Source organism: Methylobacterium sp. 22177, from assembly GCF_052045615.1.
GTDB lineage: Bacteria > Pseudomonadota > Alphaproteobacteria > Rhizobiales > Beijerinckiaceae > Methylobacterium > Methylobacterium radiotolerans.
On sequence record NZ_JBQEPK010000019.1, the window covers coordinates 24,030 to 50,734 of the forward strand.

General features: G+C 72.3%; 25 protein-coding genes, 1 other RNA gene and 1 pseudogene. 12 read left to right on the forward strand and 15 right to left on the reverse strand.

The window, feature by feature from the left end; all coding sequences use genetic code 11:
• Positions 1–212: 212 nt before the first annotated feature.
• Complete coding sequence (locus ACTJK8_RS17690) at positions 213–1,028, forward strand: inositol monophosphatase family protein (RefSeq protein WP_012322271.1); 816 nt, start codon at positions 213–215, stop codon at positions 1,026–1,028.
• A 44-nt stretch (positions 1,029–1,072) separates the two neighbouring features.
• Here the strand turns inward: ACTJK8_RS17690 and ACTJK8_RS17695 are convergent, their stop codons facing one another.
• Together ACTJK8_RS17695 and ACTJK8_RS17700 are read right to left on the reverse strand one after the other, a co-directional pair.
• Entirely contained in the window at positions 1,073–1,309 is a 237-nt protein-coding gene (locus ACTJK8_RS17695) for a hypothetical protein (RefSeq protein WP_024828118.1), read from the reverse strand.
• A gap of 216 nt (positions 1,310–1,525) precedes the next feature.
• Positions 1,526–1,735: a cold-shock protein gene (locus ACTJK8_RS17700; RefSeq protein WP_012322269.1), complete on the reverse strand. Its 210-nt coding sequence runs from the start codon at positions 1,733–1,735 to the stop codon at positions 1,526–1,528.
• A 317-nt stretch (positions 1,736–2,052) separates the two neighbouring features.
• On the opposite strand from ACTJK8_RS17700, the gene ACTJK8_RS17705 reads away from it, so the two are divergent.
• Positions 2,053–2,442: a hypothetical protein gene (locus ACTJK8_RS17705; protein WP_012322268.1), complete on the forward strand. Its 390-nt coding sequence runs from the start codon at positions 2,053–2,055 to the stop codon at positions 2,440–2,442.
• Between the two features lie 36 nt (positions 2,443–2,478).
• Here ACTJK8_RS17705 and ACTJK8_RS17710 read toward each other — a convergent pair whose 3' ends face one another.
• Entirely contained in the window at positions 2,479–2,682 is a 204-nt protein-coding gene (locus ACTJK8_RS17710; protein ID WP_012322267.1) for a hypothetical protein, read from the reverse strand.
• 166 nt (positions 2,683–2,848) lie between these two features.
• Between ACTJK8_RS17710 and ACTJK8_RS17715 the strand changes: the two genes are divergently transcribed.
• Entirely contained in the window at positions 2,849–3,427 is a 579-nt protein-coding gene (locus ACTJK8_RS17715) for a type 1 glutamine amidotransferase domain-containing protein (protein ID WP_012322266.1), read from the forward strand.
• Between the two features lie 34 nt (positions 3,428–3,461).
• Here ACTJK8_RS17715 and ACTJK8_RS17720 read toward each other — a convergent pair whose 3' ends face one another.
• Both ACTJK8_RS17720 and ACTJK8_RS17725 read right to left on the reverse strand, forming a co-directional pair.
• Positions 3,462–5,117, reverse strand: coding sequence for a calcineurin-like phosphoesterase C-terminal domain-containing protein (locus ACTJK8_RS17720; RefSeq protein ID WP_440762298.1), 1,656 nt, complete (start codon positions 5,115–5,117; stop codon positions 3,462–3,464).
• A 215-nt stretch (positions 5,118–5,332) separates the two neighbouring features.
• The gene (locus ACTJK8_RS17725) at positions 5,333–6,631 is read right to left on the reverse strand and encodes a L,D-transpeptidase family protein (protein ID WP_440762299.1); all 1,299 of its coding nucleotides are present in this window, start codon (positions 6,629–6,631) and stop codon (positions 5,333–5,335) included.
• A 229-nt stretch (positions 6,632–6,860) separates the two neighbouring features.
• On the opposite strand from ACTJK8_RS17725, the gene ACTJK8_RS17730 reads away from it, so the two are divergent.
• The 3 genes from ACTJK8_RS17730 (at position 6,861) to rcdA (ending at position 9,223) form a co-directional block, all read left to right on the forward strand.
• Positions 6,861–7,238: a hypothetical protein gene (locus tag ACTJK8_RS17730; protein WP_058607212.1), complete on the forward strand. Its 378-nt coding sequence runs from the start codon at positions 6,861–6,863 to the stop codon at positions 7,236–7,238.
• A gap of 42 nt (positions 7,239–7,280) precedes the next feature.
• Entirely contained in the window at positions 7,281–8,255 is a 975-nt protein-coding gene (locus ACTJK8_RS17735; protein WP_440762300.1) for a DUF1775 domain-containing protein, read from the forward strand.
• Between the two features lie 437 nt (positions 8,256–8,692).
• Positions 8,693–9,223 carry a protease adaptor protein RcdA gene (gene rcdA, locus ACTJK8_RS17740; protein WP_012322261.1) on the forward strand — a complete coding sequence of 177 codons (531 nt, stop codon included), beginning with the start codon at positions 8,693–8,695 and terminating at the stop codon, positions 9,221–9,223.
• A 66-nt stretch (positions 9,224–9,289) separates the two neighbouring features.
• On the opposite strand, the pseudogene ACTJK8_RS17745 reads toward rcdA, so the two are convergent.
• Positions 9,290–10,072, reverse strand: a pseudogene (locus ACTJK8_RS17745) (MetQ/NlpA family ABC transporter substrate-binding protein).
• Positions 10,073–10,447: 375 nt separating this feature from the next.
• Positions 10,448–10,696: a 50S ribosomal protein L31 gene (rpmE, locus tag ACTJK8_RS17750; protein WP_012322259.1), complete on the reverse strand. Its 249-nt coding sequence runs from the start codon at positions 10,694–10,696 to the stop codon at positions 10,448–10,450.
• Positions 10,697–10,937: 241 nt separating this feature from the next.
• On the opposite strand from rpmE, the gene ACTJK8_RS17755 reads away from it, so the two are divergent.
• The gene (locus ACTJK8_RS17755; protein WP_012322258.1) at positions 10,938–12,782 is read left to right on the forward strand and encodes an ABC transporter transmembrane domain-containing protein; all 1,845 of its coding nucleotides are present in this window, start codon (positions 10,938–10,940) and stop codon (positions 12,780–12,782) included.
• Between the two features lie 94 nt (positions 12,783–12,876).
• On the opposite strand, the gene ACTJK8_RS17760 is transcribed toward ACTJK8_RS17755, so the two are convergent.
• Entirely contained in the window at positions 12,877–13,311 is a 435-nt protein-coding gene (locus ACTJK8_RS17760) for a methyl-accepting chemotaxis protein (RefSeq protein WP_012322257.1), read from the reverse strand.
• Positions 13,312–13,590: 279 nt separating this feature from the next.
• On the reverse strand, positions 13,591–14,604 hold the full coding sequence (locus ACTJK8_RS17765) for a peptidoglycan -binding protein (RefSeq protein WP_024828124.1): 1,014 nt from the start codon (positions 14,602–14,604) through the stop codon (positions 13,591–13,593).
• Between the two features lie 104 nt (positions 14,605–14,708).
• On the opposite strand from ACTJK8_RS17765, the gene ACTJK8_RS17770 reads away from it, so the two are divergent.
• Positions 14,709–15,602 carry a hypothetical protein gene (locus tag ACTJK8_RS17770; RefSeq protein ID WP_354405059.1) on the forward strand — a complete coding sequence of 298 codons (894 nt, stop codon included), beginning with the start codon at positions 14,709–14,711 and terminating at the stop codon, positions 15,600–15,602.
• Positions 15,603–15,796: 194 nt separating this feature from the next.
• Here ACTJK8_RS17770 and ACTJK8_RS17775 read toward each other — a convergent pair whose 3' ends face one another.
• From ACTJK8_RS17775 to ACTJK8_RS17790, 4 genes are all read right to left on the reverse strand, one after another.
• On the reverse strand, positions 15,797–16,615 hold the full coding sequence (locus ACTJK8_RS17775; RefSeq protein ID WP_024828126.1) for a TIGR00282 family metallophosphoesterase: 819 nt from the start codon (positions 16,613–16,615) through the stop codon (positions 15,797–15,799).
• Positions 16,616–16,618: 3 nt separating this feature from the next.
• Entirely contained in the window at positions 16,619–17,236 is a 618-nt protein-coding gene (locus tag ACTJK8_RS17780) for a 5-formyltetrahydrofolate cyclo-ligase (protein WP_012322253.1), read from the reverse strand.
• Positions 17,226–17,382, reverse strand: a non-coding RNA gene (gene ssrS / locus ACTJK8_RS17785) — 6S RNA. The genes ACTJK8_RS17780 and ssrS overlap by 11 nt, the downstream gene beginning before the upstream one ends.
• Positions 17,383–17,450: 68 nt before the next feature.
• The gene (locus ACTJK8_RS17790) at positions 17,451–17,696 is read right to left on the reverse strand and encodes a hypothetical protein (RefSeq protein WP_024828128.1); all 246 of its coding nucleotides are present in this window, start codon (positions 17,694–17,696) and stop codon (positions 17,451–17,453) included.
• Between the two features lie 418 nt (positions 17,697–18,114).
• Here ACTJK8_RS17790 and ACTJK8_RS17795 point away from each other — a divergent pair, with 418 nt between their 5' ends.
• Complete coding sequence (locus tag ACTJK8_RS17795) at positions 18,115–20,220, forward strand: GumC family protein (protein WP_287081086.1); 2,106 nt, start codon at positions 18,115–18,117, stop codon at positions 20,218–20,220.
• A complete protein-coding gene (locus ACTJK8_RS17800; RefSeq protein WP_440762301.1) occupies positions 20,217–21,515 on the forward strand; it encodes a VpsF family polysaccharide biosynthesis protein in 1,299 nt (432 codons plus the stop codon). Before ACTJK8_RS17795 ends, ACTJK8_RS17800 begins: the two co-directional genes overlap by 4 nt.
• 35 nt (positions 21,516–21,550) lie before the next feature.
• Here ACTJK8_RS17800 and ACTJK8_RS17805 read toward each other — a convergent pair whose 3' ends face one another.
• Together ACTJK8_RS17805 and ACTJK8_RS17810 are read right to left on the reverse strand one after the other, a co-directional pair.
• Positions 21,551–22,771: a glycoside hydrolase family 5 protein gene (locus ACTJK8_RS17805; protein ID WP_440762302.1), complete on the reverse strand. Its 1,221-nt coding sequence runs from the start codon at positions 22,769–22,771 to the stop codon at positions 21,551–21,553.
• A gap of 17 nt (positions 22,772–22,788) precedes the next feature.
• Positions 22,789–23,973, reverse strand: coding sequence for a DUF1972 domain-containing protein (locus ACTJK8_RS17810; RefSeq protein ID WP_012322248.1), 1,185 nt, complete (start codon positions 23,971–23,973; stop codon positions 22,789–22,791).
• A gap of 106 nt (positions 23,974–24,079) precedes the next feature.
• Between ACTJK8_RS17810 and ACTJK8_RS17815 the strand changes: the two genes are divergently transcribed.
• Positions 24,080–25,336 (forward strand): glycosyltransferase family 4 protein, encoded by a 1,257-nt coding sequence (locus tag ACTJK8_RS17815; RefSeq protein ID WP_440762303.1) that lies wholly within the window; start codon positions 24,080–24,082, stop codon positions 25,334–25,336.
• Between the two features lie 359 nt (positions 25,337–25,695).
• Positions 25,696–26,694 (forward strand): lipid II:glycine glycyltransferase FemX, encoded by a 999-nt coding sequence (locus ACTJK8_RS17820; protein WP_440762304.1) that lies wholly within the window; start codon positions 25,696–25,698, stop codon positions 26,692–26,694.
• Positions 26,695–26,705 lie beyond the last annotated feature (11 nt).

Genomic DNA, 26,705 nt, shown 5'->3' on the forward strand with positions numbered 1-26,705 from the left:
TCCTTGCGCAGATCGGTCGTTATCGATCGATCAACCAGCATCCTTGTGGCGCTGCGGGAGGCGCCGTACAACGGGGTGACCGGGCGCGCGATCCTCCGCGCCGGGTCTTCACAGCCCGAGCGGGTGAGCCCAGGCGGGCCCGGACGTCCGCGTCGCCGGACGGGCGGGACGGCGAGGCCCTCGCGGGCCGCACGGATTCCACGCGGAGCGCGATGCCCGAGCCTCTCACCGACGATGCCGTATCTGCCCTGATGCCGGAACTGCGCGCCGTGATGCGCGAGGCCGCCGACATCGCCCGGCCCTTCTTCAGGCTCGGCGGTCAGACCTCGGCCCGGATCTGGTCGAAGTCCGGCGGCTCGCCGGTGACCGAGGCGGACGTCGCGGTCGACGCCTTCCTGAAGGTGCGCCTGAGCGCCCTCGTGCCCCGGGCGGCGTGGCTGTCGGAGGAGACTGCCGACGACCCGGCCCGCCTCGGCCACGACCTCGTCTGGATCGTCGATCCGATCGACGGGACGCGGGCCTTCCTGTCGGGCCATCCGGACTGGTCGATCGCGGTGGCGCTCCTGTCGCGCGGCGAGCCGCTGATCGGCTTCGTCCACGCGCCGGTGGGCGACGCGGATTACGAGGCCGTGCGCGGGCGCGGCGCGACGCGGAACGGCGAACCGATCCGCGTCGATCCCAGGCAGAGCCTGCCGGGCGCCCGCATCACCGGCCCGAAGCCGATGCTCGACCGTCTGGCCCGGGGCGCCGGAGAAGACCCGGACTTCGAGGTGGTCGCGCGGATCCCGTCCCTCGCCCTGCGGCTCGCCCGCGTGGCGGACGGCACGGTCGATATCGGGATGATCTCCGGCAATGCCCGCGACTGGGACTTGGCCGCCGCCGACCTCGTTCTCCGCGAGGCGGGCGGCGTGGTCTGCGATTTCTCCGGCGCGGCGACCCCGTACAATCGCGCCGACCCGGTGCACGGCGAGTTGCTCGCCGCGCCGGTGGGTCTGCGCGACCCGGTCCTCGCCGCCTGGGAGCGCTGAGGCCGAGGCCTCGGACGACTCCTGAGGAAGGAGCCGCGGACGGCTCAGGCCGCCGCGGTCTCGCGGATCCTCACCGCGGCGGGCGCGAGCCCGAGACGCTCGGCGAGATGCCAGTGCAGCTCACGCGGGGAGTGGTAGTTGTAGGACCGGTCGATCAGGTCGCTGAGATCGGCCCCGGTCTGATCCGCGGTCTTGGCCCGCGCCAGCTTGCCCACCCGGAAGGTCGGGGCATCGGTGACGGGGGAACGGACGCCGCGGCGCCGTGTGTACTCGAATAACATCAATGTCTTTTCTTCTCTGGACCGGACGTTGGCTGCGTCCGGCGTCGTTTCTGGGATATTGCCTCCGACGCGACCGGAATCCGGGCAGTCTCGCCCGGGAAGGCAGCGTCGGAAGGGGGAACCGCGTCAGGCGGCCGCTTCGTGCGTCCCCGCGACCTTCGGTTGCACGCGCTGGCGCACCGAGAGCCGCGGGAGGCGCTTCAGAACCCGCGACGGTCAGGCCGCCTGCAGGTTGCCGGCGGCGTCCTTGCCGCTGCGCTTGTCCGTGAGGATCTCGTAAGCGATCCGCTGGCCTTCGATCAGGTTGCGCATCCCGGCGCGCTCGACGGCCGAGATGTGGACGAACACGTCCTTGCCGCCATCGTCGGGCTGGATGAAACCGTAGCCCTTGGTCTCATTGAACCACTTCACAGTGCCGGTATTCACGTAGTGTACCTCGTTCGTCCATAGGCCATCCGCGCGGCGCGAGGGCCGCGTGATGCACCACGGTCTTTCTGGATTTGGCCAGTGCGGCGGGGCGCGAGTCGCTGAACCTTGAACAGCGTCAGCCTCGGTGGATGAGCCCCCCGAGGACGTATTTAGGCGCAGGCTGCGGCCGCAACAAGGCATGGGCGGCGTATCATCTGCGCCGCAGGCCGGGATCGGGAGGCGACCGTGCGGCGCCGCCCCCTGTGATTCCGGGCATTCACGATGCATATACGGAATGCGCTCAAGCAGTTAAGGCGCGTGGCTCTGGACGATACATGGCAGGCATCTCGGTCTCGCTGGACGGTGCGAACATCCAGCTCTCCTTCCAGAAGGACGATCAGGCGACGGCGGTGGTGATGGATGCCCGCGCCGCCCGGGCGCTGGTGCGCGCCGTCGGGCAACTCCTCACGGCGATCGACGATACGGACGAGCCCGACATGGCCGACGAGATGGGCGACGAGGAAGTCGCCATGCTCGACGTGACGTCGTCCGCCATCGAGATCGGCACCGACGACGAGGGCCAGGCGGTGGTCGCCCTGCAGGCCGGCGCTCTTCCGCCGTTCCAGCTCCGCCTCACGGACGAAGAGGCCCGCCACGTCGTGACGAGCCTCTCCGAGATCCTCAACGCTCCGCGCGACGTGCGGACCTCGCACGGCGGCCACTGACGGCCGGGCGCGCCGCCGTCCGTTGCGCGGACACAGTCACATGCGCGTGCCGGGGTCCGTCGGCGTGCCGGGGAAGATGTCCGGCTCTGAGCCCGGACCACCGGGTTCTCCGATGCCCGGGTCGTTGACCGGGTAGGGCGTGCGCGGGCCGGTCGGGCCGATATCGGGCTCCTCTTCGGGCGTCGGCGGGGGCGGCGGCAGGTCGCCGGGCGTGGGCTCGGGAAGGCCGGGATTGGCCATGACGCGACTCCTGATGGTTGGGATGCGGACCAACGGGCCGCCCTCGCGGGGGTTCCGATCGCCGGACCGGCTTCCGCTCCCGGAGGCGGTCGGGCGGCCGAGGGCCGCGGGAACGGGCGGGACGACCCTCCGTTAGCCGGGCTGATCCCCGAACCGGAGACCCGCCATGCCCGACATCCGCCAAGCCAAGATCCTGATCCTCGCCACCGACGGTTTCGAGGAGAGCGAGCTGACCGTGCCGCAGGCGAAGCTGGCCCAGGCCGGCGCCACCGTGACCGTCGCCGCCCCGCAGTCGCGCCAGAGCAAGGGCACGATCCGCGGCTGGGACAAGACCGACTGGGGCCAGGAGGTCACCGTCGACGCCGACCTGGAGCAGGTCGACCCGGCGTCCTTCGATGCCCTCGTCCTTCCGGGCGGCCAGATCAACCCGGACAAGCTCCGGCTCGAGCCGCAGGCACTGGCCGTGATCAAGAGCTTCCTGACGTCCGGCAAGGTCGTGGCCGCGATCTGCCACGCCCCCTGGCTGCTCATCGAGACCGGCGCGGCCAAGGGCCGCGACCTGACCTCGTTCAGCTCGATCCGGACCGACGTGATCAATGCCGGCGGCCGCTGGCACGACAAGGACGTCGTGACCGATCACGGCATCGTCACGAGCCGCAACCCGGGCGACCTCGACGCCTTCTGCGCGAAGATCGTCGAGGAGATCCAGGAGGGTGGCCACGGCGCCCGCCAGCTGGCGGCGTGACCCGGGCGGGCGCCGCCGCTCGCGGCGCCCGGCCTCAGCCGCGGCCGCGCTCGCCGGTGACCTCCAGAACCGCGCAGCCGCGGATCGGACGGCCGTACTCGTCCGCGCCCTCCACGGTGACCCGGTGGGCGCCCGGGGCGAGGTCGTCCGGAAGCCGCGCCGTCCAGATATGGGTCGAGGGCATCGCCTTCACCCAGCTCTTCTTGGTCTCGGGGTAGCGCTCGTAGAGTTCGGTGACGAACGGGTCGAGGCGGCGGGTGCGCGCCATCGGCCGGGGCGGCGCGTCCCCGACCCGGAACGCGAGCTGCGTGCGCGGGCCGCCGTCGAACACGTTGACCACCAGGGTGGTGTCGGCGAGCGCGTCCTGCGGCACCGGCGGCCGCAGCCCCTGCACGGGCCGGGTCCAGCGCACCACCTCGGGCGCGCCGGCCCGCAGCTCGCTCTCGAACAGGATCCGCATGGTCTCGTCCGGCTGACCCTGCGCGGCGACGTAGCGCGACGTGTAGGCGGTGCCGCGGACCGACAGGACGTGGAACCCGTTCGGCGTGCCGTCGCGGCTGTCGGCCGAGGGGATGCCGGTCCGGGTGTCGGGGCCGCTCCACCACGAGCCCGAGACGGCCGTCAGCACGTGGTGATGGTGCCCGTCGGCGAGGTAGTGGTGCTCGGTCGTGTGGGTGTGGCCGGCGAGGCTCAGGACCTTGCGGCCGGCGAGCAGCTCGAGGAGCGCGGTGCGGTCGATGGTGGTGGTGCGGGGATCGTCCGGCGCCGTGTCGGTGTGCAGCGGGATGTGCATGGCCAGCACGATTAGGTCGTCCCGCGGGATCTCGGCCAGGAGGTTGCGCAGGAAGGCCAGACCGCACTCGCCGATCCGGCCCCGGTAGGTGTTGGCGCCCACCGGCACCGGCGGCCCGAGCCACTCGACGTTGTCGAGCATCACGAACCACGCCCGGCCGTGACGGAACGCGTAGGTCGGCGCGCCGAACACCCGCTTCCAGGTCTCGCGGCTGTAGCGCGCGTCCGGCGCCTGCATGTTGAGGTCGTGGTTGCCCGGCAGGCTGTACCAGGGCAGGCCGATCTGCCCGACGATCCGGTTGGACCGACCGTAGAGCGAGAGATCGTCGAACAGCACGTCGCCGGTGGTCAGGCCGAAGGCGGCCGGGATCGCCATGGCGCGGGCGACCGCGGTGTCGCGCACGTGATCGAGTTCGAACCGGCTCTCGGGCTGGGGATCGGTGAACAGCACGACGTCGAAGTCGTCCGGCTCGTCCGCGCGGGTCAGGGTGAAGTCGATCGAGGTCGGGAGCGGGCCGGTGGGCGCGAGCCCGCGGTAGCGCAGGCCCAGCTCGGCGGGCGTACCGCCGGGCTGGTGGATGTAGGAGTGGCGCGGCACGTTGTCGGCGTCGCGCGGCAGGGCGTAGCCCGGCGGCTTGATGACGAAGACCGCGCCGTCGCCCGGCATCGGCAGGCGGTATCGGCCCCGCTCGTCGGTCCGCGCGATCTCGCGACCGTTGGACACCAGCACGCCCGGCAGCGGGACCGGCTCCGCGCCGGCCGCGTCGCGCGCGGAGACGATCCCGGTAGCCTCGGCGGCCTCCTGCGCGCCGGCCCGGCCCGCGACGAGGCCGAGGGCGGCGGCCCCCGCCATGGTGCTCCGGCGGGTCAGGCCTCCGGGCTGGGTGTCGCGCGACATCGATGGCTCCTGCACGGCTTCGCGGCGCGGCGTCCCGCGGGAGGCCGGCAGCCGGCATCCGGGACGCTGCCTCCGGGGCCAATCAGACGCGTTTGACCTCCGGATGACAGGCGCGGCCCCGAACGCGCGAGGCCCGCGCCTCGGCAGAGGTGCGGGCCTCGGATCGGGTTCGACGGGCGGGCGTCGCCGGGAGCGGCCGGCGCCCGCGGATCCGACTACTCCTCGTCGCCGGGCTCGAAGGTCTGCGGCATCGGCTCGGCGCTGGCGACCGGGGTCGGCGCGCCGATCGTCGAGGGCACGTTCACGCCGTCGCGCTTGTAGATGTCGTCGCGGAACTGGACGATGCCGTCCGGGGTCGACCAGGCGGTGATGTAGGTCCAGTAGACCGGCACCGGCTGCGAGATGTTGGCGTCGATGCGCTTGCCGCTCTCGATCGCCTCCTCGACCTTCTGGCGGTCCCAGCCGGGCGTGTCCTTCAGCAGCCACGTGATGTACTCGCGCACGTTCTGCACGCGCACGCAGCCCGAGGAGATGAAGCGGAAATCGTCGCCGAACACGCCCTTGGTGTTCGTGTCGTGCATGAACACGCCGTAGGGGTTCGGGATGTTGATGCGGACGATGCCCATCGAGTTGAAGTCGGCGCCCGAATCCTGCCGGTAGGTGTAGCGGGTACCCTCGTCCGAGAACCAGTTCACGGACTTCGGCGAGATCTCGGAGCCGTTCGACAGGATCCGGATCTTGTTGTCCGTGAGGTAGTTCGGATCCTTCTGCATCTTCGGGATCAGGTCCTTCTTCACGATCGAAGCCGGGACCGTCCAGGTCGGGTTGAAATTGATCTGCGTCGCCTTGGTGTTCATGATCGGCGACTGGCGGTCGATCTTGCCCACGCCGGCGGCGTGGAGCGTGACGACCTGACCGTTCTCGACCGTCTCGACGAGCGCGGCCGGGATGTTGGTGATCACGAAGCGCCGGCCGAGATCGCCCGAGTAGGAGCGCAGGCGCACGACGTTGATCTCGAGCTGGCGCAGGCGGACATCGGCCGGCACGTTCATGGCCTGCTGGGTGGCCATCGTCATGGCGCCAGTCTGGCTGAGGCCGTGCCGGGCCTGGAACCGCTTCACGCCCGCGGCGACGTAGGAATCGTAGACGCCCGAGCCGCCGGCGGCCGGGTCGAGGTCGCCGGTGACGATCAGGCGCTGGCGGATGGCCGCCACGGCCGGGCCGCGCGAGCCGATCCGCAGGTGGTCGGCGCCGGAGACCTGCCGCCAGCCGCCGCGGGCGACGATATCCTTGTAGCGCTCCACCATCTGCTCGGTGGATGCCACGGTCTGGGGCGAGAGGATCGGCACCGTCTCGCGCTGCACCTGCATGCCGGCGGGCGAGGCGTAGTCCTGCGCCCATTCGGCCTGGGCGTAGTTGCCCTGGTCGCGGGCTTCGGCGGCGCCCATGCCGAGCGCGCCGAGGGCGGCGACGCTCAGGATCGTGGTGAACCGGTTTTGTGCCTTCTTGCGCATCGGTCGCTGGCTCTGGTCCGGGGTTCGTCAGGTCGTGACGGGAGCGGATTGTCTCGGGCGCCACGGTGTCGGGATGGCGTTAAGACTCCCTATCGAAGGGGCCGGAATGTGGCGTCGCCGTGCGCCAGCGCACGCCGCGTCCCCGTGCGGCACCCTGGCAACAGCCATCGTCGCGCCGGTGTGGCAGGGATGCCATAGCGGTCCGGCTCGGACGGCGCGCGGGAGCAGCATGGATTCGGGCGAGGCCCTTTCGGATCGCGGTGTCGGGCCGGCCCTGCGGGCCGCCATCGCCGTGCTGGCGCTCTACGCCCTGCTGCTCCAGGCCTTCCTCGGCGGCCTGATGCCGTCGCCGACGACGACCGACGGCCTCTGCGCGCAGCATTCCGACGCGCCCGCCCTGCCGGGCGCGCCCGTCCCCCGCGACCACGGCGAGTGCTGCACGGCCGCCCAGGCCACCGGCCCGGCGCTTCCGCCGCGGCCGGCCGCCGTCGGCGTCCGGTGGGCAGTGGAAGCGAACCGCCACCCGGCCTGGAGCCTTGCCCGGAGCGTCGGCGCCCGCGCGCCGCCGGGCACCATCGCGGCCCCGAGGGGGCCGCCGACCGCCTGAGCGATCACCACCTCTCGGATCCCTCAGGACGGATGTATTCCCATGAAGACCCTTGTCTCGGCCGCCCTCGGCCTCGGGCTGCTCGCCTCCGCGGCGCAGGCCCACGCGGTGCTGGAACGCAAGCAGGCCGCTCCCGGCACCTCGTATCGCGGCGTCGTCCAGATCATGCACGGCTGCAACGGCAAGCCGACGACCCGCGTGAGCGTCACCATCCCGGAGGGCCTGATCGGCGCCAAGCCGATGCCGAAGCCCGGCTGGACCCTCGCGACGACGCGCGGACCCTACGCCAAGACCTACGCGACCCACCACGGCACGGCCTCGGAGGGCGTGACCGCGATCACGTGGAGCGGCGGCTCCCTGCCGGACGATCAGGTCGACGAGTTCACCTTCCTGGCGCAGGTCGCCGGCACGTTCGAGCCCGGCGCGACCGTCTACGTCCCGGTCCAGCAGGATTGCGCGGAGGGCAGCTACGCCTGGTCGGAGATCCCCAAGGCCGGTCAGGACGCCCACGACCTGAAGGCGGCCGCGCCGTCCTTCCGGATCGTCCAGGTCGCCCAGGCGGGCGGCGCGCCGCCCGCGGGGACGGCCGCGGCCGCGACGACCGTGAAGGCCGGGGACCTGACGATCGAGACGCCGTGGCTGCGCGCCACGCCGAACGGCGCCAAGGTCGCCGGCGGGTACGTGCGCATCACCAACACGGGGAGCGCGCCGGACACGCTCACGGGCGCCACGGTGCCGTTCGCCAAGAGCAGCGACATCCACTCCATGTCGATGGAGGGCGGCGTCATGAAGATGGCGCCGGTCACAAACGGCCTGACCATCAAGCCCGGCGAGACCGTGGAGCTGAAGCCCGGCGGCTATCACCTCATGTTCGAGGACCTGACCGGCGCGCCTAAGGCGGGCGAGACCGTCGCGGGGACGCTCACGTTCCAGCGGGCCGGCGCCGTGCCGGTGACCTTCACGGTGGCGCCGATCGGCGCGGGCGCGCCGGGCGGCCAGCACCAGCACCAGCACTAGCCGCCCGGACGGAGCGTCGGTCGCCGGGCGACCGACGTGACGCGCGAAGCTCCACGGGGCCGGGCCGCGGCGCCCGGCCGTCGCGGCCGCGCGGCACCGCTCTGTTCGTGGATGCCGGCAACCTCACGAATGCCCGCGACGTCTCGGACATCGCCGCGGCGGCAGACGCCGCCGCGACGGCGGGCGGTCCGGGCGCGCTGGCCGCGCTCGATCCCGGGCGGCCGCAGCGTCTTCGACGGTATCCGCGCCTCGTTCCGAGCGCGCGTCGGACGGTTCGGGGCTCTTCTCCCGGCACCGGACGGCGCGTTAAGGTTAAAAAAACATGAACCCTGCTGTCCGGGCCGATCGGCGCTAAGATTGCGGCGTCGTCCGAAAGCCACGGACGGAGCGTCCCGGATCGGAACGAGCCGGGCCGTCGGACGGCACAGGAGAGGCAGATGAACGGCTTCGATGTCACGTTCCGGGACGATCAGGACTGGGTCGATTTCGGCAGGTCCTACGTCAACTCGGAAGCCTTCAAGGCGCTGTTCCGCGACGGGATGACCCTGGTCGAGGAGACGGCCGCCTATCTCGACGGCGAGGGCCGCGACGAGTCGCGCCTCGTCTCCCGGGACGCGACGCTCAGCTACGCGGCCGAGAGCATGCGCCTGACCACGCTGCTGATGCAGATCGCCTCGTGGCTCCTGGTCCAGCGCGCCGTCGCCGAGGGCGAGATGACTCCGGCCGAGGCCCTGCAGGAGAAGCACCGGGTCAAGCTCGGCACCGCAGAGCCGCCGAAGCAGCAGGATTTCAACCTGCTGCCGATGCGTCTGCAGCAGCTGATCGTCCGGGCCCGGCGTCTGCACAGCCGTATCCTGCACCTCGACGCGCTGATCGCCGAGGACCGGCCGACGCCGCAGCCCGTGGAGAGCCCCGTCGCCGCGCAGCAGGGACTGCTGCGGATGGCGTTCCGGATGAGCGAGGGCTGAGCGAAAGCCGAGCGACGCTCCGGGGAGCGCCGCCGCCGCGCAGGGCCGGCGCTCCGGCCCCGACGGTCAGAATGCCGGGAACTGACCCGGGAACTGCTCCTTCAGGATCTGGCGGATCGCGTCGTTCTGGAACGCGCGGACCAGCTTCGGCACCCAGGGCTTCTGCGTGTCCGCCTCGCGGACGACGATGACGTTGTTGTAGGGGTTGTCGACCTTGGACTCGATCGCGATGGAGTCCTTGCCCGGGATCAGGCCGGCATCGACGGCGTAGTTGGTGTTGATCACCGCGGCGTCGAGATCCTCGAGGCTGCGGGGCAGCTGCGCGGCGTCGACCTCCTGGAACTTCAGGCGCTTGGGATTGTCGACGACGTCGAAGACCGTCGGCAGCAGGCCGACGCCGTCCTTCAGGCGGATCAGCTTCTCGGCCTGCAGCAGCAGGAGCGCCCGACCGCCGTTCGACGGGTCGTTCGGGATGCCGATCAGCGCCCCGTCCTTCAGATCCGCGACAGCCTTGACGCGCTTGGAGTACAGGCCGATCGGCGTCACGATCGTCTCGCCGACCGGGACGATCTTGTAGCCCCGGGCCTTGATCTGGTTGGCGAGAAACGGCTTGTGCTGAAAGGCGTTGGCGTCGAGGTCACCGGCCTGGAGCGCCTCGTTCGGCAGCAGCTAGTCGGAGAACACCACCAGGTTGATGTCGAGCCCGTCGCGGGCCGCGATCTCCTTGGCCCTCGCCCAGAGGACTTCGGCATCCCCACCCATGATGCCGACCTTGATCTTGTCCGCGGCCAGGGCCGGCGCGGCGGCCAGAGCGGCCAGGGCGAGGAACAGCAGCAGCAGACGTCTCATCGTGTCTCGATCCTAGCAGTGCGTCCGGAGACGATCGGGCCCGGACAGGCAGGGGCGCCCGCGTGACCGCCGCGGCTCCGGCGCGGAGCCCGGGCGAACCGCGGGTGACCGGAGTAGGATACGACGGCCCGGCCGCGCTTTGAACGAACCGGCAGCGGCCGATTCAGGCCACGCGGGCCGCGAGCGCGGCCCGCACGAGAAGAAGCGTTTCCGCCGGCGCGCCCGGACGCGCGGTTCGCCGCGCGGTCCGCGCGATCTTTGCAAACCCGTCCTGTGGATAACGCGCGCCGCGACCGCGCGACACCGCGCACGAAAACGGGCGGCCCCGCCAGGGACCGCCCGTCTCGAACAGCGTCACCGTGTGGGCTGCGACGCTCAGCGCTTGCCGAGGTTGCCGAACCGCGAATTGAAGCGCGACACGCGACCGCCGCGGTCGAGCATCTTCTGCTCGCCACCGGTCCAGGCCGGATGGGTCAGCGGATCGATGTCGAGATTGAGGGTGTCGCCCTCCTTCCCGTAGGTCGAACGGGTCTGGTACTCGGTACCGTCCGTCATCACGACCTTGATGAAGTGGTAATCGGGGTGCTCGGTCCCCTTGGCCTTCGCGGCCGCGTCCTTCGCCATGACCTTGGTCCCTGTCTGGCACGCCGGCGGGAAGCGCAGGAGGCGCCGCCCGGCCCGGAATGCGGAAGATGTCACCGGTTGCACCGAACCATGGGTTCGTGGCAACGGCACGTCCAAGCCGACCGTGGTGGCGGCCCGCGGCCATTGAACACACGCAATCGGATGAGCGGCGGCCTATACCGCAGCCGCTCCCCGGTCACAAGCGCCGCGGACCGGGAGAAAGAAGAACACGTGAGGCGTGATGGCCCGTAAGACCAAGGCGGCCGCGGCCGGCCGACCCAGAGCCCCGCTGAGCGCCCTCCGGCCGCTCCTCCCCTTCGCGCTGCGCTACCGCGCGCGGATCGCCGCGGGACTCGTCGCCCTCATCTGCGCGTCGGCCTCGACGCTCGTCGTCCCGATCGCCATGCGCCGGGTCATCGACCACGGCTTCACCGCCGACGGCTCGAACGTGATCGACGCCTACTTCCTCGCCCTGCTCGGCGTCGTCGCGGCCTTCGCGCTGTCGAGCGCGGCCCGCGTCTACACGGTGGTGACGCTGGGCGAGCGGGTGGTCGCGGACCTCCGCAGCGCGGTCTTCGCCCGGCTGACCCAGCTCGATCCGGCGTTCTTCGACCGGGCGCAGTCCGGCGAGATCGTCTCGCGGCTCACCGCGGACGCGACGCAGATCAAGTCGGCCTTCGGCGTCTCGGTCTCGATCCTGCTGCGCAACCTGTTCCTGTTCGTGGGCGCCACCGCCATGATGGTGGTGACGAGCCCGCGCCTGTCGGTGATGGTGCTGGCCGCCATCCCGATCATCGTCTTCCCGCTGATCGTGTCGGGCCGCGGCGTGCGTCGGCGCTCCCGGGCGGCCCAGGACCGGCTCGCCGAGGCCTCGGCCTACGCCGCCGAGGCGGTCGGGGCGGTGCGGACGATGCAGGCCTTCGGCCGCTCCGACTCGACGGCGGCCCGGTTCGCCGCGGCCTCCGAGGAGGCCTACGGCGCCGCCCGCGCCTCGGTCCGGGCCCGCGCGCTGCTCACCGGCGTCGCGATCTTCCTGATCTCGGCCTCGGTGGTCGGGGTGATGTGGTACGGCGCCCAGGGCGTCCTGAACCACACGATGACGGGCGGCGAGCTCTCGCAGTTCGTGCTCTACGCCGTGTTCGGCGCCGGCGCCCTCGGCCAGCTCTCCGAGGTCTACGGCGACCTCGCCATGTCGGCCGGCGCGGCCGAGCGGCTCACCGAGATCCTGGCCGCCGAGCCCGCGATCCGCGCGCCGTCCCCGGCCCTGCCGCTGCCCGAGCCGGCCCGGGGCGCGGTGGCCTTCGAGGACGTGCGCTTCGCCTACCCCACCCGCCCGGAACACGCCGCCCTCGGCGGGCTCAGCTTCGCGGCCGCGCCGGGCGAGCGCATCGCCATCGTGGGGCCCTCCGGGGCGGGCAAATCGACGGTGTTCCAGCTGCTGCTGCGCTTCTACGACCCGCAGGGCGGCCGGATCCTGGTCGACGGCGCCGATATCGCCCAGGTCGATCCGGAGCGCCTGCGCGCCCGCATCGCCCTGGTGCCCCAGGATCCCGTCGTGTTCTCCGGGACCGTCACCGAGAACATCCGCTACGGCCGTCCGGAGGCCGGCGAGGCGGAGGTCCGGCGCGCCGCCGAGCTCGCCAACGCGCACGGCTTCGTCTCGGCCCTGCCGCAGGGCTACGCGACCCAGGTGGGCGAGCGCGGCGTGACCCTCTCGGGCGGCCAGCGGCAGCGCATTGCCATCGCCCGGGCGATCCTCAAGGACGCGCCGATCCTGCTCCTCGACGAGGCCACCTCGGCCCTGGACGCCGAGTCCGAGCGCGCCGTCCAGGCCGCCCTCGCCACGCTGATGCAGGGCCGCACCACCCTGGTGATCGCCCACCGGCTCGCCACCATCCGCGCCGCGGACCGCATCCTGGTCCTCGACGACGGCCGCATCGTCGAGACCGGAACCCACGAGAGCCTGCTGGCGCAGGGCGCGCTCTACGCCCAGCTCGCCAACCTGCAGTTCACCGACGCGCTGGACGAGACGGCGCGGGGCAAGGAGCCCCGCAGCCGGGGCGAGCGTCTTCCGGTCGCCGAGTAGCCGGACCGCTCCGGGAGCGGCCCGCGGCGGCGTCCGGCCGCGCGACGGATCGCCGGCGCTGAGGTACCGCGCCGTGCGCGGATCAGTGCGCGGATCAGTGCGCGGACGCGGGCGCCAGCTGGCGCGCCCCCCGGAGGCCGGTGTCCTGCGCCCGCTCCGCCGCGGCCTGGATCTGGCCGACCTGCGCCACGATCGTGTCGGTCGCCCGCGCCATCTGCCCGGCCAGGTCTCTGACCTCGGCGGCCGCGGCCGCGAAGCCCCGCCCCTCCCCGCCATCGCGGGCCGCCTCGATCGCGGCCCGCAGCGCCATCAGGCTGGTCTGACCGGCGATGCCTGCGAGGAGGCCGGTCGCCGCGTCGGCCGCCGCCGCGGCCGAAGCCGCATCGTCCGCGATCAGGGCACCCGCGCGCAGACCCGCCAGCCCGTCCTCGAAGACCCGCACGGCCGCGGCAATGGCGCCGGCCTCGTCCCGGGGCTCACGGTCCGCTCCGGACCGAACCGGGTTCAGGGACAGGTTGGGCTTCGACATCGATACGGTCTCCCTGGATCGGCCGCACCATGAGGCGTCAAGGATAACGATGGGTTAATCCAGCAGAACAGGACCGCCGCCGAGAGAAAGCGGCAGGCCCCTCACGCATTGCGGCCTATTCCTGCCGGACGCGGACAGCCGAAGCCGCCGAAACACATGCGGATGCTGTCTTCACCGGCGCGACAACGCGAGCGAGCGCAGCGAAATGATCGCAGGTCCGGTCCAAGGACGTCATGCGCTCCGGCACGCCCCCCCGCGCGCCGCGACGGCCCGACAGCCCTAGCGCTCGGTCAGCTTCATCTCGATCCGGCGGTTGCGGGCGTAGGCCTCCTCGGTCGCGCCGGCTTCGAGGGGCTGGAACTCGCCGAAGGCGCCCGCCAGGAGGTGCTGCGGCGGGATCCCCTTGCCGGCGAGGAACTGCACCACCGCGATGGCGCGCGCCGCCGAGAGCGACCAGTTCGACGGGAACTGCGACGTGCTGATCGGGCGCGCGTCGGTGTGACCGTCGACGCGGAGCACCCAGGGCAGATCCGCCGGGATCTGCTTGGCGAGTTCCGAGACCGCGCCGGCGATGCGGTCCAGTTCCGGCCCGGCCTCGGGCTTGAGGGTCGCGGAGCCGGCCGGGAACAGCACCTCGGATTGCAGCACGAAGCGGTCGCCGACCACGCGGATGTCGGGCCGGTTGCCGAGGATCTGGCGCAGGCGGCCGAAGAAGTCGGACCGGTATCGGGCCAGTTCCTGAACCTTCTGCGCGAGGGCGACGTTCAGCCGGCTGCCCAGCTCGGCGATCCGGGCCTGGGATTCCCTGTCGCGGCTCTCGGAGGCCGCGAGGGCGTCCTCCAGGGCTGCGAGCTGCCGGCGCATGGCGCTGATCTGCTCGTTGAGCAGGTCGATCTGGGACTGCGCCCGCCGTGTCGCGCCGCGCTCCGTCTCCAGCTGCTTGTCGAGGGTGCCCGCCGCGCCCTGGCTGACCGTCGCGGCCTCGGCCTGCACCTTGGCCCGGTCGCGCTCGGCCTCGACGCCGGCGAGTGTCGTGCGGAGGTTGCGCACCTCGTCCTCCTGGTTGCGGCGGTTCGTCCGCTCCAGGGCCAGGAGGTCGGTGAGGTCGGCGATCTGGCGGTTGAGCTTGGCCAGGGTCTCGTCCCGGCCGGTCAGCTCCTGCGACAGGAAGAACTGCCCGACCACGAAGACCGTGAGCAGGAAGACCACCGAGAGGAGCAGCGTCGCCAGCGCGTCGACGTAGCCGGGCCAGACGTTGAGCGTCCGCCGGGTCCGGGTCGCCGTGGAGGCCACTAGACGCGCTCCCGGCCCAGCCGGTCGAGCACCTGCTTCAGCTCGCGCTCGCGGCTCGCCTGCGCCTCCACCCAGTCGCGGATCATCTGCTGCTCGGCGCGCATGTGCTGGACGAGGCCCTGGATGCCCTCGGCGAGGTTGGTCATCGCCTGCGTCGCCGCGCGGCTGCCGCCGCCCTCGGCCACCAGGGCACTCAGGCGGTCGACCGCCTCCTTCAGCTCTTGAGTCCCGGCGGCCGGCCTGGCACCGGCCGCCGCCGCGACCGGCGCCGCCTCCTGGGAAGCCGCGCCGGACATCAACCAGTCCTGCAGTTCGTTGTGGAACCGGGCATGGGCCTGGCCCGCCTGCAATTCCAGGAAGCCGGTGATCAGCGACGAGGCGAGGCCGAACAGCGAGGCCGAGAACGCCAGACCGATGCCCGAGAGCGGCACCGCGAGGCCGGATTTCAGCTCGTCGAACATGACGCCGGCATCGCCGCCGCCGCGCATGCCCTTGATGACGCCGCCGACCGCCGACAGCGTGTCGATGAGGCCCCAGAAGGTGCCGAGCAGGCCGAGCAGGATCAGGATCCCGGCGATGTAGCGCAGGATCTCGCGGCCCTCGTCGAGGCGCACCGCGATCGTGTCGAGATAGCCGGTCGTGCCCGGCAGGGTCGTCCCGCCGGCCCGCGCGGCGATCATCGGCGCCATCGGCGCCAGCAGGGCGGGCGGCCGCTTGACCTGCGCGCCGTTGGCGACGGCGTTGACGTAGGCGGTCTCGCGGAACAGCCGGACGACCTGCCCGAAGGCGATCAGGACGGCGATCAGCAGAACACCGAGGATCAGCCCGTTGAGCCCGGGATTGGCCAGGAAGGCCGGTGTGATCTGCCGGAACAGGATGAAGGCGAGGAAGCCTACGAGGATCAGGAAGATGACCATGCGCCCGAGATAGATCCCGGGCTGTGCCAGCGGCCCATTCTTGTCGTCGCCGGTTTGTCGGGCGGCCATCGATCGTTCTAGCCTGATCTCACCACGCGGCAGCCGGCCATCGGCGCCCCTCCGAGGCACTGTGGGGGTAGGCCCGCACGCGATCAAGTCTCGGGAAGGTCACCGCGGAGCTATGCCCAGGCCGATCGAGACCAGTCGCGCACAAAAGGCTTAGCTGCGCGCGACCGACTTACGCCGAACCGGCATCCGCCGGGCCGAACAGGGCGCTAATCCCAGAAATGCGGCGCTGTCTCCTCGAGATTCGGTCCCAGCCGGAGGGCCGCGACCCGCGTGGCGAGGCCGCGCGCGTCCGTCTCCACCGCGATGCCGCACAGGGTCCCCTCGCCGACGGCGACCTCCCAGCGGGAGCCCGGCGTCTTCTGGATCATGCGGCGGATCGGCTCGTCCTTCTGCATGCCGATCACCGAATCGTAATCGCCGCACATGCCGGCATCCGACATGTAGGCCGTGCCGCCGGGCAGGATCCGGTGATCCGCCGTGGGCGTGTGCGTGTGCGTCCCGACGACGAGGCTCGCCCGGCCGTCGAGATAGTGGCCGAAGGCCTGCTTCTCGCTCGTCGCCTCGGCGTGGACGTCGACGATGACCGCGTCCGCCGCCGCGCCGAGGGGGCAGGCGGTGAGCTCCCGCTCGACCGCCGCGAAGGGGTCATCCATCGCGTCGAGGAAGACGCGGCCCATCACGTTGACCACGAGCACGCGGGCGCCGCCCTGGGTCTCCACCACCGTGGCGCCGCGGCCCGGCGTGCCGGGCGGATAGTTCGCCGGCCGCACGAGGCGCGGCTGGCGGGCGATGAACACCATCGCCTCGCGCTGGTCGAAACTGTGGTTGCCGAGGGTGACCGCGTCGGCGCCGGCCTGGATCAGCTCGTCGCAGATGGTCTCGGAGATGCCGAAGCCTCCGGCCGCGTTCTCGCCGTTGACCACCACGCAGTCGAGGCGCCAGCGCTCCCGGAGCCGCGGCAGGTGATCGCACACCACGGTGCGGCCCGAACGCCCGACGACGTCGCCGAGGAAGAGCAGGCGCATGGGTCAGGCGGTCCTGTCGCAGCGGATCACGCCGTCTTCGGTGATCACGAACTGGAGGGGGCGGTCGTGCGGCTCGGCCGGCACCCGCCCCACCTCCTGGGCGGCGAAGCCGATGCCGACGGTCAGGACGGGGCGTGTCCGGGACAGGCGCGCGATCGCGCCGTCGTAGTAGCCCCGGCCGTAACCGATGCGCTGCCCGGTCCGGTCGAAGGCGGCGAGCGGCACGATCAGCGCGTCGGGCTCCACCGGCGGCAGCGACGGGTCGGGCTCGCTGAGGCCGAACCGGCCGGCGACGAGGGCGTCGCCGGCGCGCCATTCCCGGAACACCAGGCCGTCCGGCGTGACGTGCGGCAGGGCCACGGCCTGGCCGCGGGCGCGTAGGCCCTCGGCGGCGGGCCGGGGATCGACCTCGCTGCGGATCGGCCAGAAGGCGCCCACCAGTCTGGCCCGGGCGAGCTCCGGCAGCGCGAGGAGCGCGTCCCCGATCGCCGTCGAGGCCGCCTGACGGGCCGCCGGATCGAGGGCGTCGCGGGCGGCGAGGGCCGCGGCGCGGAGTTCCGCCTTGCGGGCGGCGTCGGGAGCCTCGGCGCCGGTTCTGGGAGGGGTCGGGTGCGGAGCCACGTGAGCCGTTGGAGGATCGATCCCGGGAAACCTACAGCGTAGGTGGGCGCCGTGTTGGCCAGGTCCAGGGACGAGGCCAGGGACAGCTCCCGAGGGAGTCGATAAGGCCCCGGGGATAGTGCTCCTGACGAACTCTGCAGCCCCGCCCACGTCATGTAGCGGTCCCGGCGCGATCCCGCCAGGGCCGCGCGCACCAAAATCCGCGGGCTCGCCGTCAGCCCGGCTCGTCCGCGGTCCCGGCGGCCCGCGCCCGGGCCACCGCCAGGATCTCGCTGCGGCCCTCCGGGTCGGCGATCGACTGCCACAGGCCGATCAGCTCGCTGAGCTCGGCCAGCGGCCGCGGTGCCGGCGCTCCGAAGAAGGCGGCGATCGGGACGCCGGTCGCGGCCGCGATCCGACGCAGGCGGGCATTGACGGCGCGCCGGCCGCCACCCCGGTCCTCGACGCTGATCGCTTCCATGGCAGAGCACCTGAACAAGAATTGAGGCCGCAGCTAGGGGCGATTGTCGCGTCTCGGACGAGCCAATACAATTTATCCAATCGGAGAATAGGGCAGCCCGAGAGCGTTATCCACGCCGATGACTCGCCGGATCCGTCGAACCCCGGGATCGGTGCGGCGCGGGCCCTCGGCAGGCCTGCGCGATGCGGCGACGCGTCCGCGTCGCGCGGTGTCGACATCCTGTAGCAACACGCCGACCTCGATGACGGACGCGTTTGCGCGGGCCCGCCGCGCGGGGGTTGTTTACCACGCTCCCAGTCATCCGGGCCGCCGCGGCGCGGATCGCGGCCTCGATACATTGTCAGCAGGCTGCGCGACTCTTGCAGTAGGGAAGGCGCCCGCGAGGGACCGACCAGGATTGAGACGACGGTGACCGATCGTGGCACAGATCGACCATAACATCGCTGTCGCGACGTGGCTCGGCCCGGTGCAGCCGGCGCATCCCGAGCGTCCGGGCCCGAACCGTCCCGACACCACGGCCGAACTGGGCGACCTGTGGCGGATCCTGTGGCGGCGCAAGCGGCTGGTCTTCGGGACGGCGCTGCTGCTCGGCCTCCTCGCCCTGGCCTACGCGCTGATCACGCCCTCGCTCTACACCGCCACGGCGCAGATCCTGATCGATCCCCGCGACCGCCAGGTCGTCTCGAACGACGTCAATCCGGCCGGACTGTCGCCGGACGGCGGCATCGCCCAGGTCGAGAGCCAGGTGAAGGTGATCGAGTCGGACGCCGTGCTGGGGCGCGCGGTCGATCAGGTCGGACTCGCGACCACGCCGGGCTTCGGCGCGCCGCGGGACGGCGTCGTGACGCGGGCCCTCGGCGAGGTCCGCGCGCTGGTGGCCGGGCAGAAGGCGGAGCGGCCCGTCGACGCCCGCGGCCGGGCGCTGGACCAGCTGCGGCGGCGCCTCGCGGTCAAGCGCGCCGACAAGGTCTTTGTCATCGACTTGGTGGTCACCACGCCGGATCCCGATCTCTCGGCGCGGATCGTCAACGCCATCGCGAACGCCTACCTGACGGACCAGACCGACGCCCGCTCGGACGCCGCCAAGCGCGCCGCGGGCGAGCTGCGCGGCCGCCTCGACGAGCTGCGGAGCGCCGTCAACGCCGCCGACAAGAAGCTCGAGGATTACAAGGCGCGCAACGGCCTGATCGCGTCGAGCGGCCGGCTCGTGAACGAGCAGCAGCTCACCGACCTGAACGCGCGGCTGGTCGCCGCGCGGGCGCGGACCGCCGACGCCAAGGCGCGTCTGCAGGGGATCCGGGAGGCCCGCGGGCAGGCGATCGGGTCCGGAGCGATGCCGGAGGCGGTCCAGTCCTCGGTGATCGAGCGCCTGCGCGGGCAGTACGCGGAGCTCGCCGCCAAGGAGGCCGACCTGCGCACCAATCTCGGCGAGCGCCACCCGTTCATCGCCGCCGTGCGCGCGCAGATGCAGGACGTCCGCCGGCTGATCGACGCCGAGCTGAACCGCATCGCGGGCGCGGCCGAGACCGAGGCCCAGCGCGCCCAGGCGAACGAGCGGACCCTCGCGGCGGAGCTGGAGCGCCTGCAGCGGCAGTCGGCGGTGAACGCACAGTCGTCGGTGCAGCAGCGCGAGCTCGAGCGCGAGGTCGACGCGGCGCGCTCCGTCTACAACGCCTTCCTCGTGCGCGCCCGGGAGATCAAGGAACAGACCAGCATCGACAGCTCGAACGCCCGGATCATCACCACGGCGCGGCCGCCGCAGGATCCGAGCTGGCCGCCGCGGCTGATCCTGGTCGCCGCCGCCCTCGCGGGCGGCCTCGGCCTCGGCGCCGGCCTCGCGCTGACGCGGGAATATCTGGCGCCGACCGTGCTCTCGCCGCGGCAGCTGGAGCGGCTGTCGAACGCCCCGGTGGTGGCCGTGCTGCCCGGCCTGCGGCCGCGGGGCGCGAGCGCGAGCGCCGCGAGCCTCACCCTCGACCACCTGGCCGCGACCTCCGGCATGAGCGGCCACGCGCTGGCGCTGCTCGTCACTTCGGGGGAATCCGACGAGGCGGAGCGCCAAGCGGTGATCGGGCTGCTCGCCGCGGTCGCCGTCGCGCGCGGCGACCGCGTCCTGCGCGTGGACGCCGACCTGCGGGCGGACGGCTCCGGCACCGGCGGCCTCCTCGACGTGCTCCGCGGCGAGCAGAGCCTCAACGCCGTGACCCGGACGGACCCGGCCTCCGGCGCCCGCCGGGTCGGGCTCGGCGACACCGAGAAGCCCCTGCGCGACGCCCTGACACCCGCCAATGTCGAGCGCTTCATCGCGGGCGTGAAGGGACGCTTCGACCTCGTGCTCGTCGACGGCGGCGTGCTGACCGAGAACCTGCGGCTCGGTCCCCTGGCGGCCGCCGCCGACCGGCTGCTGCTCGTCGCCTGCAACGGCGCGACGCGCCAGCGCGACCTGATCGACCTCGTCGACACGTCGGAGGCGCTGGGCCGACCGATTTCCGGCTCTTTGCTCCTGACCCGGCGCAAGGCGTGAGGACCCTCCGGCAGACCGGCTTCGCGCGCCGCCACGATCCGGCGGCGCGCACGGGTCCGGTGCTGCGCGCCCTGCTGCGGGCGGAATCAGTGGCCCTGTCGGTCTGGGCCCTGCTCCTCGTCGGGGTCTCGGGCGGCCTCCTGTGGGTGCTCGGCCTCAATTACGAGGGGATCACCGGCTCGGCCGCCTCGAAGATCCACCCCGCCACCTACCTGGCGGTCGTCCTGATCGGCTGGACCCTGGTGCGCGCGGGCAATCCGGTGATCACGGTGGCCGGGGCGCTCAACCGGCGGCCGGCTAGCGTGCTCCTGGCCGCCTGCGGCGTGCTGCTCCTCGCGCTGATCGCGGCCCGGGGCAGCGCGGGCCTCGCCGGCTCCATCGACACCTTCGTGCTCGCCGGCCTCGTCCCGATCCTCCTGATGGACCGGGACGCCGCCACGCTCGGGCGGCTGGAGACGATCTTCCACCTCGTGATGCTCGCCAACGCCCTGCTCGGCCTGTTCGAGCTCGCGAGCGGCCAGCGCTTCTTCCCCTACCGGTTCGACGGCGTGGCGTTCGAGTCCGACACGCGGTCGGCGGCCCTCCAGGGCCACCCGCTGGCCAACGCGACCATGACGGCGTGCTACATCCTGGCGCTGGCCAAGGGCGGCGGTCGCCTCGCGCCGATGCCGCGCGCCGCCATGATCGTCCTCCAGCTCGTCGCCCTGGTCACGTTCGGAGGACGCTCGGCCACCGTCACGACGCTGATCCTCGGCGGCGCTGTCGGGCTGGTGGCCCTGAACCGCACCCTGCGCACCGGCCGCGTCCCGCTGGCGGCGGCGGCCTGCGCGTGCTTCGCCCTCACCCTGCTGCCGGTTCTGGTCGCCGTCCTGGCCGCGGCCGGGTTCTTCGACACCCTGCTGGACCGGTTCGTCTCGGACGGCGGCAGCGCGCAGGCCCGGGTCGACATGCTCACGGTATTCGACGCGATCCCGTTCCGGCAGCTCCTGCTCGCACCCGACTTCCTGCAGGTGAACACGCTGCGCCGGATCTACGGCCTGGAATGGGGCATCGAGAACTCGATCATCTCGGCCGTGCTCTACCACGGCATCCTGGTCACGGGGGTGCTGGTGATCGCGGTGGCGCTCTACCTCACGGAGATCGCGCGGGATTGCCGGCGCGGCGTCTGGCTGCCGATCCTGGCCTTCGTGATCCTCGTGAATACGTTCGAGGGCCTCGCCGGCAAGACGACCCTGCTCGCCAAGTTCGCCCTGATGCTCATCGTCCTGTTCCCGCCCCTTCCGCGCCGCGGCTGAGAGGGCGCCGAGCCGCGGATCGGTCGGAGACCGCCTCAGGGCCGGGCCCGCAGCCCGAGCGCCGCGATCAGGGCGGGATCGGCGACGTGCGCGTCGTCCATGAGGCCGAGGCCGTCGAACAGGTTCCAGAACGACCACGCGAACCCGTTCGCCTCCGCCGCCAGCCGCACGTCCCGGATGTAGGCGGCCCGGTCCGGCGCCCGGGACGCCGTGAAGCGGGCATCGGTGCGCAGGGCGCCGAACTCGCCCATCAGCACCTGCCCGCGCGGGATCCCGTAGAGGTCCGCCCAGGTCGCCACCGGCGCCATCGCGTCGGCGATGTAGGCCGGGCCGGGCGCGGCCTCGAAATATTCGTGCAGCTTCGCCTCGATCAGCGCGCGGTCGCGCGCCTTCTCGGCCCGGGGCACCGTGCGGTCCGCGTCCATGCGCGCCCAAACCGCCGCGAGCGTCTCGCGCAGCGTGCCGCGGCTCCCGGGCCAGGGCACGGCGGTGAGCCAGCGGTAGAACGGCTCCTCGGTGAGCCAGGTCGCCCCCTGGTGGGAGAACAGGTACGGCTCGTAGAAGTGGAACGTGTAGAGGAGCGGCGCGAAGCGCGCGAGCGCGGCCGGGTCCAGGGCCGTCAGGCCGGCGACGAGGCTGCCGCAGGAGCCGGTCGCCACGAGGGTGAGCGCCGGCGCGGCCGCGCGCGCCGCCATCAGGAGCCCGTCCTGCACCCGATTCCAGGCGCGCGCGCCGCAGGCCTGCGGCGGCTCGTTCACCGGCTCCAGGGCCAGGCGGTCCGTGCCCTTCCGCGCGCACAGGCGCGCGAGGTCTCCGACGAGGTCGCGATAGGCGGCGAAGAGCGGCGCCCGGTCCGAGTCGTAGAACGCGCCCGGCGTGTAGTGGTGGGTCGCGGCGTTCGCCTGGACATTGACCAGGACGCGCAGCCCGGCCGCCAGGGCCGCGTCGACGGCCTCCGACAGGGTGCCGAGGAGTTCGGCGCGCCGGGCCCCGGTGAAGGCCACGAACGGCCCGGGATCGAGGGGCAGGCGCACGAAGTCGAAGCCGAACCCGGCGATTCGGGCGAGGTCGTCGCGGGTGGGTATTGGCCGGCCGGCCTGGAAGGGCGGCCACGCGTAGTCGGTCCGCGGCGGCGGGTACTCGGTGGTCAGCGAGAACCAGGGCCAGAGGGCGATGCCTCGGCGCAGGGCGATCGGCGCGGGACTGCCCTGGACGGGTCGGACGCCCGCGCCCGCCGCGAGGGCGCCGGCGAGCATCGACCGCCGGCTGGGGCCTACCACCTCGGACCGGCCGGGGCGGCGACGGGCGCGACCGCGGTGGCGCGCGCCGCGCGGTCCGGTGCCGGCGGGTAGCCGCCGACACGGCGCAGCGCGTCCTCGTAGGAGGCCAGCACGGCGTCCCAGCGGAACTGCTCGGCGCGCGCCCGCGCCGCCGCGCGGGCCGCCGCGACCGCGGCCCCGTCGGAGAGCACGCGCTCGATGGCCGCCGCGCAGCTGTCCGGATCCGAGAAATAGAACTGCGCGTCCCCGGCCGTGCCCCGGTTGAACGGATTGTCGTGGGCGACCACGGCGTTGCCCGCCCAGAGCGCCTCGACCAGCGACGGATTGGTGCCGCCCACCGTGTGGCCGTGGAGATAGGCCCGCGCGTGGACCCGCAGGGCCTGGACCTGCTCGGGCTCGTAGATGGCGCCGGGGAACAGCACCTCCGGCGAGGCGGCCGCCTCCACGGCGCGATGGTACGGGTTGCCGACCCTCAGCGTGCCGAGCACCACGAGCCGCACGCCGCGGGCACGGCGCGAGAAGGCCTCGACGAGCGTCAGGATGTTGTTGTCCGGCTCGATGCGGGCGATCGAGACGAGGTAGCGGTCCGGCGCGAGGCCGAGGGGCGGCGGCCCGACATCGGCCGCCGGGGGATCGCCGCCGTACGGGATGGTCGCGATGGCGCCGCGCGGCCTGCGACGGGCGAGGTGGTCGGCGATGACGGGATGGTCGGCCACCAGCCGCTGCGAGGACCACGCGGCGATCCACTCGCTGACGTAGAAGAAGGCGCGCACGGGCAGCGACCATTTCGGACGGCGCCACTCGATCCCGTCCATGTTGGTCAGGATCCGTCCGCCCCGCGCCCGCAGGTAGGGCAGGAACGCGGCGCCGTTGTAGCCGAGCACGAGGCAGACGCCGCCGCGGGTCGCGGCGTCGTGGGCGCAGATGGCGTCGAAGGCGAGCGTCGCGACGGGACCGCGCAGGCCGATCTCCACGGTGATCAGTTCGACGCCGTTCCAGGTGCTCCGCACGATGCGGTCCCGCACCGTCTCGACATCCCTCTGGCAGTACACGCCGACCTGCCAGCCGCGTTCGACCAAGTAGAGCGCGAGACGTTCCGCGAAAGTCTCGAAGCCACCGTGGGCGGCCGGGATACCGCGCGTGCCGAGAATAAGTAGTTTCGGTGCGCGGTCAGGCATGAAACTTCCTTTCCAATGTGTCGGCCCTATTGTAGATCCGGAGGATACAATTCCGGCGACCGGCCTCTACAACTGCTAGTTGTTTATTTAATACAGAAATCATCTTATGGTAGATAACTTCGGACTGAGAGCGGCGCGCGACAGCGATCGTGCTGCCGCGCCCGCGCTGCGGGTCATCGGCAACGCCGCGGCGGCGCTTCGGATCACGTGTGTCCACCAGGGATTCGAGCTGTACGGCTCGGATCGCTGCTTCATCGAGACCGTCCGCACGATCCGGGCCGCCCATCCGGATGCGCGGATCGACGTCGTGCTGCCGCGAAGCGGGCCGATCGTGGCCGCCCTGGAGCCCTTCGCCAGCGAGATCGTGATCGCCCCGCTCTGGATCCTGCGGCGCAAGAACCTGGCGCGCCTCGTAACCCTGGGTCTGATGGCTCTGCCCATCGCGATGATCCGTGCGTGGCGCCGCATCCGCGCGAGCGACCTCGTCTACATCAACACCACCGTGGTGGCCGACTACCTGCTGGCCGCCCGGCTGGTCCCCGGCCGGAGCATCGTCCACGTCCACGAGATCCCCGAAGGCACCGTGCTGAAAGTCCTGCGCGGGCTGATCCGCTGGAGCGGCGCCAGCGTGGTGTTCAACTCGCGCGCCACCGAGCGGGCCTACGCCCTGCCCCGCGGGGCGACCGCCCGGGTCGTCTACAACGGGATCGCGGGTCCCGCCGAGCCGAATCGGAACACCTACGACGGCTCCCGCCCGCTCCGCGTGCTGATGCTCGGCCGGATCAGCCGGATCAAGGGCCAGGACGTCCTCGTGGAGGCGCTGGCCTCCCTGCCCGAGCCCGTGCGCCGGCGGATCGCGCTGCGCATCGTCGGCAGCGCCTTCGAGGACGAGGCCCGCGAGCGGGCCCTGGTCGGGCGGATCGCCGAGGCGGGGCTCGCCGCGCAGGTCACGCTCGAGCCGTTCGTGGCCGATCCCGCCGCCCTCTACCGCTGGGCCGACGTGGTCACGATGCCGTCGCAGCGGCCCGAATCCCTCGGCCGCGTGGCGATCGAGGCGATGTCCTACGGCGTGCCGCCGCTCGTCACGGCGATCGGCGGCCTGCCCGAGGTCGTGGAGGACGGGAAGACCGGCTGGGTCGTCCCGCCGGGCGGCCCGGAACCGATCGCCGCCGTTCTCGCGGACCTGGTCGCCGACCCGGCGCGCTGGCGCGACTTCGGCCGGGCGGCCCGGGCGCGCTACCTGAGCCTGTTCTCGGAGGCCTCGGCGGCGGAGGGTATCGAGGCCGCGGTCCGGACGACGCTGCGCCGCCCGACCACGGAGGCGTCGCGCGTCGCCGACGTGCCGGCGCGACCGGCAGCCTAGGAGTCGGGGCCTTCCGGCCGGACCGCCGACGATCCGGCGGCGACGCCTGTCCGAGAGCTGGGCCCCGGGCATGACCGGGCTGACTCCCTGCGTGATCGCCCCCTCCGCGGCCGAGCGCCGCGGCCGCGCGTGCCGCCACGAGCGCGCGACGACGGGTTCAGCGGCGTCCGCCTCGGCAGCCTCGGTCCGGAAGACCCCGGAGCGCCGCTCGCGACGGAGCGGAAACCGACCCGTGTCGCGGGCGTCACCCTGTGGACGATCAGCGGCGCGAGGATGCAATGCGGGCCCGCGTGACCGATGAGGCGTGCGGCGCGGGCAACCGAACCCGGGCAGGACGAGGAGCGAGGACGGGGAGCGACATGGCGGCCAAGCTCGCAGTTCAGGAGATTGCGGATGCCCTGGACTGGGACCGGCGGGTCTGGGCCTGCCCGGGCGCCAACATCTATTGCGGGACGTCCTGGGGCACCTACAAGGCGCGGCGCGGCCTCGAGGTGCGGCGCGCGGTCGTGTCCGGCGACGGCGCGGACCTCGCCTTCGTCCAGTGGCAGACGCGCCGCAAGGGGCCGGCGCGGTTCGTCCATGTCCAGGGCGGCCCGCTGCTGACCGCGGCGGGCGCGCACCGGGCGGAGGCGGTGTTCGCCGCGTTCATCGACCATCTCGCGCTCGGCCGGCTCGACGTGCTCGCGGTCGATTACGAGCAGTTCGAGAACCGCGACGCGACGCTGGCGCTGCTGATGCACGGGTTCGCCCCGGTGATCGGCGCGCACGACCACACCCTCGAGCTCGACCTGACCCAGGATCTCGACGCCATCCAGGCCGGCATGGAGCCGCGCTGGCGCAAGGCCCTGCGCAAGGCCGAGCGCAACGTCGAGGTGACGACGCATTTCCTCGAGGATAGGGCCGAGCGCCTCGAAGCCTTCGACGACTTCACCGCGATGTTCGCGGCCCTGCGCGAGCGCAAGGGCTTCGCCACCACGCTGCAGCCGCAGGCCTACCGTGACATCGCGGCCGAGGACGAGCACCTGCTGATCCTCGACGTCCGCGAGAAGGGACAGCGCGTCCTCGTGCGCATCGCGCACCTGTCGGACACACGCTGCACGGATTTCTACACGGCCTCGAACGACCGGGCCCGCGCGACGGGCGCCGCGACCCTCGCGGTCTGGCGCTTCGTGGAGCGGGCGAAGGCGGAGGGCTGCCGGGTCTTCGATTTCGGCGGCATCGACCCGGCGGCGAACCGCCCCGTCTTCGAGTTCAAGCGCGGCCTGTGCACCGACGTGGTCCAGCACAACCCGCTCTGGGTCTACAGCCGGACGCCGGCGCTGCGGAAACTGGCGCCGGTCCTGCTGGCGCTGCGCTGAGCGGCGGGCCG

Excerpts from the sequence above, each read along its gene's own strand:
- ACTJK8_RS17810 (WP_012322248.1), bottom strand. The coding sequence starts at position 23,973 with ATGCCTGACCGCGCACCGAAACTACTTATTCTCGGCACGCGCGGTATC.
- ACTJK8_RS17725 (WP_440762299.1), bottom strand. The coding sequence starts at position 6,631 with ATGCGCAAGAAGGCACAAAACCGGTTCACCACGATCCTGAGCGTCGCC.
- ACTJK8_RS17695 (WP_024828118.1), bottom strand. The coding sequence starts at position 1,309 with ATGTTATTCGAGTACACACGGCGCCGCGGCGTCCGTTCCCCCGTCACC.
- rcdA (WP_012322261.1), top strand. The coding sequence starts at position 8,693 with ATGAACGGCTTCGATGTCACGTTCCGGGACGATCAGGACTGGGTCGAT.
- ACTJK8_RS17760 (WP_012322257.1), bottom strand. The coding sequence starts at position 13,311 with ATGTCGAAGCCCAACCTGTCCCTGAACCCGGTTCGGTCCGGAGCGGAC.
- ACTJK8_RS17820 (WP_440762304.1), top strand. The coding sequence starts at position 25,696 with ATGGCGGCCAAGCTCGCAGTTCAGGAGATTGCGGATGCCCTGGACTGG.
- ACTJK8_RS17715 (WP_012322266.1), top strand. The coding sequence starts at position 2,849 with ATGCCCGACATCCGCCAAGCCAAGATCCTGATCCTCGCCACCGACGGT.
- rpmE (WP_012322259.1), bottom strand. The coding sequence starts at position 10,696 with ATGGCGAAGGACGCGGCCGCGAAGGCCAAGGGGACCGAGCACCCCGAT.
- ACTJK8_RS17790 (WP_024828128.1), bottom strand. The coding sequence starts at position 17,696 with ATGGAAGCGATCAGCGTCGAGGACCGGGGTGGCGGCCGGCGCGCCGTC.
- ACTJK8_RS17815 (WP_440762303.1), top strand. The coding sequence starts at position 24,080 with ATGGTAGATAACTTCGGACTGAGAGCGGCGCGCGACAGCGATCGTGCT.
- ACTJK8_RS17735 (WP_440762300.1), top strand. The coding sequence starts at position 7,281 with ATGAAGACCCTTGTCTCGGCCGCCCTCGGCCTCGGGCTGCTCGCCTCC.
- ACTJK8_RS17710 (WP_012322267.1), bottom strand. The coding sequence starts at position 2,682 with ATGGCCAATCCCGGCCTTCCCGAGCCCACGCCCGGCGACCTGCCGCCG.
- ACTJK8_RS17720 (WP_440762298.1), bottom strand. The coding sequence starts at position 5,117 with ATGTCGCGCGACACCCAGCCCGGAGGCCTGACCCGCCGGAGCACCATG.
- ACTJK8_RS17755 (WP_012322258.1), top strand. The coding sequence starts at position 10,938 with ATGGCCCGTAAGACCAAGGCGGCCGCGGCCGGCCGACCCAGAGCCCCG.
- ACTJK8_RS17775 (WP_024828126.1), bottom strand. The coding sequence starts at position 16,615 with ATGCGCCTGCTCTTCCTCGGCGACGTCGTCGGGCGTTCGGGCCGCACC.
- ACTJK8_RS17730 (WP_058607212.1), top strand. The coding sequence starts at position 6,861 with ATGGATTCGGGCGAGGCCCTTTCGGATCGCGGTGTCGGGCCGGCCCTG.
- ACTJK8_RS17690 (WP_012322271.1), top strand. The coding sequence starts at position 213 with ATGCCCGAGCCTCTCACCGACGATGCCGTATCTGCCCTGATGCCGGAA.
- ACTJK8_RS17705 (WP_012322268.1), top strand. The coding sequence starts at position 2,053 with ATGGCAGGCATCTCGGTCTCGCTGGACGGTGCGAACATCCAGCTCTCC.
- ACTJK8_RS17805 (WP_440762302.1), bottom strand. The coding sequence starts at position 22,771 with ATGCTCGCCGGCGCCCTCGCGGCGGGCGCGGGCGTCCGACCCGTCCAG.